8 protein-coding genes are annotated in these 7370 nt (G+C 47.2%); all 8 read right to left on the reverse strand.

Annotated features, from left to right (window positions below):
- Positions 1–508 (reverse strand): NUDIX hydrolase (locus tag AB1466_03515; GenBank protein MEW6189165.1); only part of this gene is annotated, 508 nt, incomplete at its 3' end.
- A gap of 193 nt (positions 509–701) precedes the next feature.
- On the reverse strand, positions 702–1820 hold the full coding sequence (locus tag AB1466_03520; protein MEW6189166.1) for a DUF3866 family protein: 1119 nt from the start codon (positions 1818–1820) through the stop codon (positions 702–704).
- 62 nt (positions 1821–1882) lie between these two features.
- Positions 1883–3007, reverse strand: coding sequence for a M20/M25/M40 family metallo-hydrolase (locus tag AB1466_03525; GenBank protein MEW6189167.1), 1125 nt, complete (start codon positions 3005–3007; stop codon positions 1883–1885).
- Positions 3008–3021: 14 nt separating this feature from the next.
- Positions 3022–4659: a CTP synthase gene (locus AB1466_03530; GenBank protein ID MEW6189168.1), complete on the reverse strand. Its 1638-nt coding sequence runs from the start codon at positions 4657–4659 to the stop codon at positions 3022–3024.
- Positions 4660–4744: 85 nt separating this feature from the next.
- Positions 4745–5434, reverse strand: coding sequence for a glycosyltransferase (locus tag AB1466_03535; protein MEW6189169.1), 690 nt, complete (start codon positions 5432–5434; stop codon positions 4745–4747).
- Between the two features lie 140 nt (positions 5435–5574).
- A complete protein-coding gene (locus tag AB1466_03540; GenBank protein MEW6189170.1) occupies positions 5575–6261 on the reverse strand; it encodes a glycosyltransferase family 2 protein in 687 nt (228 codons plus the stop codon).
- Between the two features lie 20 nt (positions 6262–6281).
- Complete coding sequence (locus AB1466_03545) at positions 6282–7127, reverse strand: copper transporter (GenBank protein ID MEW6189171.1); 846 nt, start codon at positions 7125–7127, stop codon at positions 6282–6284.
- Between the two features lie 11 nt (positions 7128–7138).
- Positions 7139–7370 (reverse strand): SteA domain-containing protein (locus AB1466_03550; protein ID MEW6189172.1); only part of this gene is annotated, 232 nt, incomplete at its 5' end.

The raw sequence follows: 7370 nt of genomic DNA on the forward strand, positions 1-7370 counted from the left end.
TGATCGTTTTGCCATCCCTTATTTCCCCCGAGGAAATCATATCCAATGAATTTTGTAGCGGTATTTTGACCACTTTCATCTCCAGCTCCTCCCCTCCTTCCGGCTGCACGGAACCCTCCTCCAAATCCGTGGCCAAATAAAGGTGAAAGAACTCATCGCTGTAGCCGGGGGTCGTGTAAAACTGGGCGAGTTTAATCATCCGCCCGCACTTATTCCCCGTTTCCTCCCTCAATTCTCTGATAGCACACTGGAAGGGATCTTCACCACCGCTCAATTTACCAGCAGGTATCTCCAAAAGGAAATCTCCTATGGGATGGCGATACTGCTTGACCAGAATAACCTCACTCCGCTCAGTCAAGGGAACTATACCCACTGCACCCTTGTGCTTTACCACTTCTCTCTCACAAATGGGTCCGTGGGGTAATCTCACTTGATCCACTATTAAGGTTAAAATTTTGCCCTTGAATTTGACTTCCGATTTTATAACCTTGTATTTCTTACGATCCACGTTTTTCTTCCCATATAAAATATCTAATAGGCTAGACATAAATGCCTGAGGTAGACCAGGCTTTTTTTACTACAACAACGGGTTATCTCAAATTAAATCCTAATTTCAAAATACTGAGCACTTAGAATTTCGAATTTAGGATTTGGACTTAAAGGTTGTCAAACTCCTTCTGAAATTATGTCCAGGGTATAGTTTATTTTAACAAGCTAAGGGCGTATATGCCGGCAGCTCCCGCAGCCTGGAAGAATTCGGGTTCCTCCTCTATGCCACGACCCATGGTGGTCACATCGTCAAAACCAAACCTTTTCAAGGCTTTAAGGGTCACACCATTTTCGATTATTTCGATCCGGTGTTTGGAAGCTATACCGAATTCCTTGAGTTTATGCAAAACCATTTCCATTTTCCACCGAGACATTCTGGGCAGAGTAACCACACAGGAAACGAGCGTCCCCTTGGAAAGGACGGTGATGGTGTGGTGGCTTACCCCAATATGGCGAGCTCGCTTATCCTTAAAACCGATTCGAGGAATGGCGATGGGATATCCATTGAGAGAGGCAATGGCATTTATGATTTGTCCCTGCTCCATAGCGCTGAATCCTAAGAGGGTATCGGTTCCCACGGTGCCCGGTCCCATTATCACCACTGTGATATCGGCTTGGATGACCACTTTACATGCAATCAGACCACTGAAGATATTTACGGCCTCAAGATCGCCACCAAAGGCGTGACCTATGGTTATCGTTGCATCCAATAATTTCAAACTTTTCAGTTTATGAACCAAATTACTGAAGGCGATGGGCAACGCGGCTCCATCGGTCATGATATATGCCATCTTCGCCTCACCGTTAATCGCCTTTACAGTTGTCACCACCGCGGGAAGCTGACTATGGAGGGTTCCCACGATAACGGGCATCCCCTCTAAGTCCATACTTTCCCGCATCAACTGGTGAAAGGGGCTTTCCTGTTCCTCCACGGATAGACATTTGAGCTGGAGAGGCGTATATCTGAGCTTCATTATATGCCCAGGGTGTTGGGGAGAGGTTGATCTATGGGCATAATTCCACAACACAAAATGTTTCCCGCCCGTACCCAACTCCAACTCCACAGCTGTGGTGTTAAGAACCACTTTGTCGCCGGGTTTGATATCGCCCGTTAACCGATCGTAGTTTATGGCACTGGAAATCTCACCTTCAAGTTCAACTTTAATCTCTGTGAGATCTTTCCTTTGACTTATGACCTCTAAGACCCTGGCCTCCTTGAAGCTGATGGTTCCCAACTTACCCTCATCTCCACACAGTTTTCCGTCTTTCACTTTTACTTCGAATTCTCGAACTTCACTCTCTACCTACTTATCACCGCGTAGGTGATAACGGTTTATGAGGAGCCCCGGCTTACCAATCTCACTATTTCTAGGGTCATGTTTGCCACAACTTCCAAATCTGCGATGGCAATCTGCTCATTCGTCGAATGAACGTTCACCGCTCCGACACTTAAATTGACGGTGGAAATACCAGCTTTGTTGAAGACATTGGCATCGCTGCCACCGCCCGTGGCGATGAGTTTTGGCTCGATGCCCACAGCTCGTGCAGCGTCCATCGCTATTTTCACGACCTCATCCTCACTACTCAAGGTGAAACCATCGTAAACCCGACTTACCTCAAGATCCAATTTAGCTCCTACGGTTTTGCCCCCCTCGGTAAGACAACTTTCCATGTGCCTTACTTGAGCTTCGAGTTTCTGAAGGGAAAGACTCCGGGCTTCACCTTCGATTGAGGTCTCCTCCGGTACAATATTCGCCGCTAAGCCTCCCTTTATCACTCCAATGTTAGCCGTGGTTTCATCATCGATCCTTCCAAGATTCATCCTAGAGATGGCGATGGCCGCCGCCTGAATGGCATTTATTCCCCTTTCGGGACATATCCCAGCATGAGCGGACTTGCCCTTGAATAGAGCCTTGATGGAATCCTGGAAGGGTGCACGGGTTACAATTCTTCCCGGAGGTCCCTCGCAATCCAGGATATAGCCAAACTTGGCTTTAAATCGAGAGAGATCGAGATTCTTGGAGCCAAAGAGTCCTTTTTCTTCAGCGATGGTGAACACGACTTCGATATCCCCATGAGGTAATCCACTGGCTTTAAGGACATAGAGCATTTCTAGAATGATGGCCACACCCGCTTTATCATCGGCGCCAAGAATAGTATCACCTTTACTGCGAATGATTCCATCTTTTATCTGAGGTTCAATGCCTATACCCGGCTCGACGGTATCCAAATGAGCGTTAAATAAAAGGGTAGGAGCACTGGTATTACCGGGAAGATGCGCTATTACATTTCCGGTATCGCCCCCGACCCTTTCGCCCGCATCGTCGATGCAAACATCGATATCTAATTCACCCAGTTTATTTGCAATATATTCAGCTACTCTCTCTTCATAAAATGTAAGACTGTCGACTTTTATCAATTCCGAAAAAGTCTTAACCAACCTCGATGTATTTATCATCTTCCCTCGCTATTTCAACCTACCTTCCGGTAGGCGGGCTTGCGCTCCCTCCGCTTTTGATGCTGCAAAGCCGCTCCGATGAAATCTCTGAATAGAGGATGGGGTCTATCGGGTCTGGATTTAAACTCCGGATGGAATTGGGTGCTCACGAACCATGGATGATCCGATAATTCGATGATTTCCACCAATTCCTCATTCGGAGAAAGACCGCTGAAAACCATACCTTTACTGGAAAGCTTTTGTCTATACCGGTTATTCACCTCATAGCGATGTCTATGTCGCTCGAAAACGAGATCGCTTCCATAGGCAGCATGGGCTTTAGTATCCGGGACAAGGGTACAGGGATAGGCTCCAAGGCGCATTGTCCCTCCCATCTCCTTTATCTCCTTTTGCTTCGGGAGTAGATCAATTACCGGATGGGGCGTATTCGGTTCGAACTCCGAACTATTGGCGTCCTTCAGTTCCGAGACATTGCGGGCGAACTCCACCACCGCGCATTGCAAACCCAGGCATATCCCCAAGAAGGGGATTTTATTCTCCCGGGCAAATGCCACGGCACGAATCTTCCCCTCTATTCCCCGAACGCCAAAGCCTCCAGGTACCAAAATGCCGTCGATTTGAGAAAGCCTTCTTTCAACCTCCTCCGGGCTTAAAGTCTCCGCATCCACCCATTGCAGATCAATTTCCCTCTCGTGATAGAATCCCGCATGTCTCAAGGCTTCGACCACGCTCAAATAGGCATCGGGAAGTTGTACGTATTTTCCGACCAAAGCGATTTTAACTTTCTCATGGATATTTTGAATTCTCTCAATAAGCCTCTCCCACTCGGAGAGATCTGCCTCCCCACAATCAAGCTCTAAGTGTCTGGCGACAATCTCGTCCAATCCTTCCCGGTGAAGAATGAGGGGAATCTCGTAAATATTATCCACATCGATGGCGGAGATGACAGCATGGGGATCGACATCGCAAAAGAGAGCGATCTTGCGCTTAAGAGCTTTAGTCAAAGGGCGGTCCGAGCGACAGATTATAATGTCCGGTTGAATTCCTATGCTCCTCAGTTCTTTCACACTATGCTGGGTGGGTTTTGTCTTAAGCTCAGCGGGAGCGCGGAGATATGGGATGAGGGTCACGTGGATGTAGAGAACATTTTCCTTCCCCACATCCTTTCTGAACTGCCTAATCGCCTCCAAGAAGGGTAAACCCTCGATGTCCCCCACGGTTCCACCCACTTCGGTGATCACGACGTCCGGTTGATTCTCGCCGGCAATTTTCAAGATTCGTTCCTTTATCTCATTGGTGACATGGGGAATGACCTGAACTGTTCCTCCAAGAAAATCTCCCCTGCGCTCCTTGGTCACGATGGACCAGTAAATTGTACCCGCGGTGACATTACTATCCCGGTTCAGATTCTCATCTATGAAGCGCTCGTAATGTCCAAGATCAAGGTCTGTTTCGGTCCCATCCTCGGTCACGTAGACTTCTCCATGCTGGAAGGGGCTCATGGTCCCAGGGTCCACATTCAGATAAGGATCAAGCTTTTGAATGGTCACTTTAAGTCCTCTGCATTTTAACAGCCTTCCCAGAGAAGCACAGGTGATGCCCTTTCCCAGCGAAGAAACCACGCCTCCGGTGACGAATATATATTTTGCCACACAAACCCTCTCCTTTAATCCAGTCGATGATCACGATTTCATAGTTAAATTCTACCAATTACTCCCCGTTACTACCAGTCACTCCCTACTTCCTGCGCCCCCATTCATCCATCCTCCTTAGAGCGGGTACCCTTAAAATAAAGGCGGAAATTGAATACCTCTCTGCAAAAATTTGAATCGTTATGAGCATGGCCAGGATGACAAGATTTATAAATCCCTGAAAATTAGCGATAAAGGAAAGACCGATGAGGGCTCCCAGAATATTCGATCCCACATCGCCCAACATGCACCGCTCGATGAGATCGGCTCGGAACAAAATCAAAATCGGTCCTACAAAAATCCCCCCAAGGTTCCAAATCGGACTGTGAAGGGTGAATAAAAAGATCACTAAACTTAATATTAAAAAAACTTTAGTTGCCCGTCCAGGTTTTACATCGAGAAGGTTGAATGTATTCATGCACAGAGCCAATAAAGTTGCGTTAACGATGAGAAAAAACGAGTTTCCCGAAAAAAGGCTGGCTACAAAGAGGGAAAGCAGTCCTCCTCCCAAAGCCTTGAGAGCACCCGTGGTCAAACGGCCCTTTGCAAGTTCTCTGAAATGTCCTATGAATCCACCCTCAACCCTGGTTCCAAAGAGGTCATCCAAAATTCCCAGAAGGCCCATCCCCAAAACGAGGGCGGTCAGGGGAAACAACCATCTTTTAAAAAACAAAAGCTCTTGTGGAAACAAGACCGAGGTTATACCAAGGATGGCTATGAGAGTGATTATTAACAAAAGACCCCCGCAGTTTGGTATCTTCCGCCCTCGATAATTCTCCCGCAAACAGTCTGAGGAAACCAGGAGAGAAAGGAGAAAAGGGAAAATCACCGCACTTACCATGAGTGATGTCAACAAAAACCAAAGAAACAATGAATTCACCTCCCTGGCCAGGTAGGCAGGCGAGACAAAACTGACTTTAGAACGTGATAGAATTGACGGCCCCTATGCACAAACCCTCCGATATCCCTTCCCGTTTCAGCATGGGACATAGTCGTGGGTATCTCCACGACTTTGAAACCCGCTCGAATGGTATCGATGGTAAGACCAACTTCAACCCCGAAACCGGGGTCAAATTCTCTCACTCTCTCCACAACCTCGCGGGTCAGTGCCCGTTGACCACATAATGGTTCAGACATAACCCTTCCCGTGCACCGTTTAATCCCCCAACGAGCAAATTTCTTGACCAACCCAAAGCCTCCCTTGAGGCGTGGTTTGGGAAAATCAGCGATGGTCATATCCGCCTCTCCTCTGAGGACGGGTTGTAAAAGCTTCTCCGCATCAATGGCAGCATCCGCCAAATCTCCATCGACCAAGAGTAAAACATCGTAATCCGATTCCCTAAGGGCTAGGTTCAAAGCTCCACCCTTCCCAAGATTCCTTCCGGTGCGGATTACGTTTGCCCCCGCCTTCTGAGCCTCCAGCCCAGTATTATCCCTCGATCCATCGTCTATTACAATTATTCCATCGATGAGCGGTATCCGCTTCAAAGCGGCAACGGTTTTGCCAATTCTTTTGGCTTCATTGAAAGCGGGCACTAAAGCTACAGTCTTTTTCCCCAACACTTCTCCTTAATATCGTGAACCTAGGGGGGTAAAAGCCTTTCAGCCGTGGGTTTAATGCCAAAATTTCCAGCCTTTCCCTGAAGAACGAGGGTCAAAGCCACTCGACCGAGGATGGTATCTACATTGTCAACGCTGGTTATACCAGCATTTTTATAGGCTGGAATGGATGAAACTTTTGCATCAGTGGTTTCCACACCGACCACAAAAATTTCGAGTTTTTTGAATTGCTCAATCAAAAGTGAATCTATATCGGAAATTTCGGATTTCCTCTGGCTTTCTCCAAAGAGGATGACGTTCTCCACGGGAAGATTGAGTTCCCCATCTATTCTTATCAGCCCCAAATTCGCTAACTCCGTTAGGAAAACGGAATCCGACGTTGTTACGAGCTCCATCGCCAACTTTTCAATGACCCTTTTCTCCAGTTCCGATCTCGAGAGTTTTTCCTCGGGAAAAAATGTGCTCAGTTTACTTCGGATATCGGAGCGCTTCAATCCGAAATCGGGGTAGAGGATTAAGAGAATGAAGCTTTTGGCATCAGCTTGGTCCAAGGCTTCCTTCACTTCCCTTTGAATCTCTTCGGAGACCTTCGAGGTCACAATGATGGTTATCCTTTCCCCCCCCAATCGCCCCCCCACAATATGAGGGAAAATTTCCTCTTGGAATTCTTCACTCCTTTTGAGTTCTCTTCCAAGCAAACGATTTTCCCTTCTGAGCTCGTTGATATCCCTTTTTACGCTTTCCACCAGAGCTTTTTGCTGCTCAACCAAGATACCTTTATCCACAATCACCGTTCCAAGCAAAATTCCAACGCCCAATGCGAGGAAAACCGCGACCAAAGAGGCTATATGATATCTCATGTCAAACATTGTGCTTCTCCTTAAATCCCAAAAATTAAACGTAGTTTGTAGGCAAGCAGGGTAAGGAGCTGCCTGATGAGGGGTGAAGCTGTGACGATTGCGATGACGGTGACAAAAGCAGCCAAGAATATGAGTAATAAATAGGAAAATTTGACTCTGCTACGGTAAAGCTTGTTCACACCTTTAGCATCAACCAATCTACTTCCCACTTTGAGCCGCACTAAAAAAGTACTGGCCATTCCCTCTCGACCT

Source organism: Actinomycetota bacterium, assembly GCA_040755895.1.
Taxonomy (GTDB): domain Bacteria; phylum Actinomycetota; class Aquicultoria; order Subteraquimicrobiales; family Subteraquimicrobiaceae; genus Subteraquimicrobium.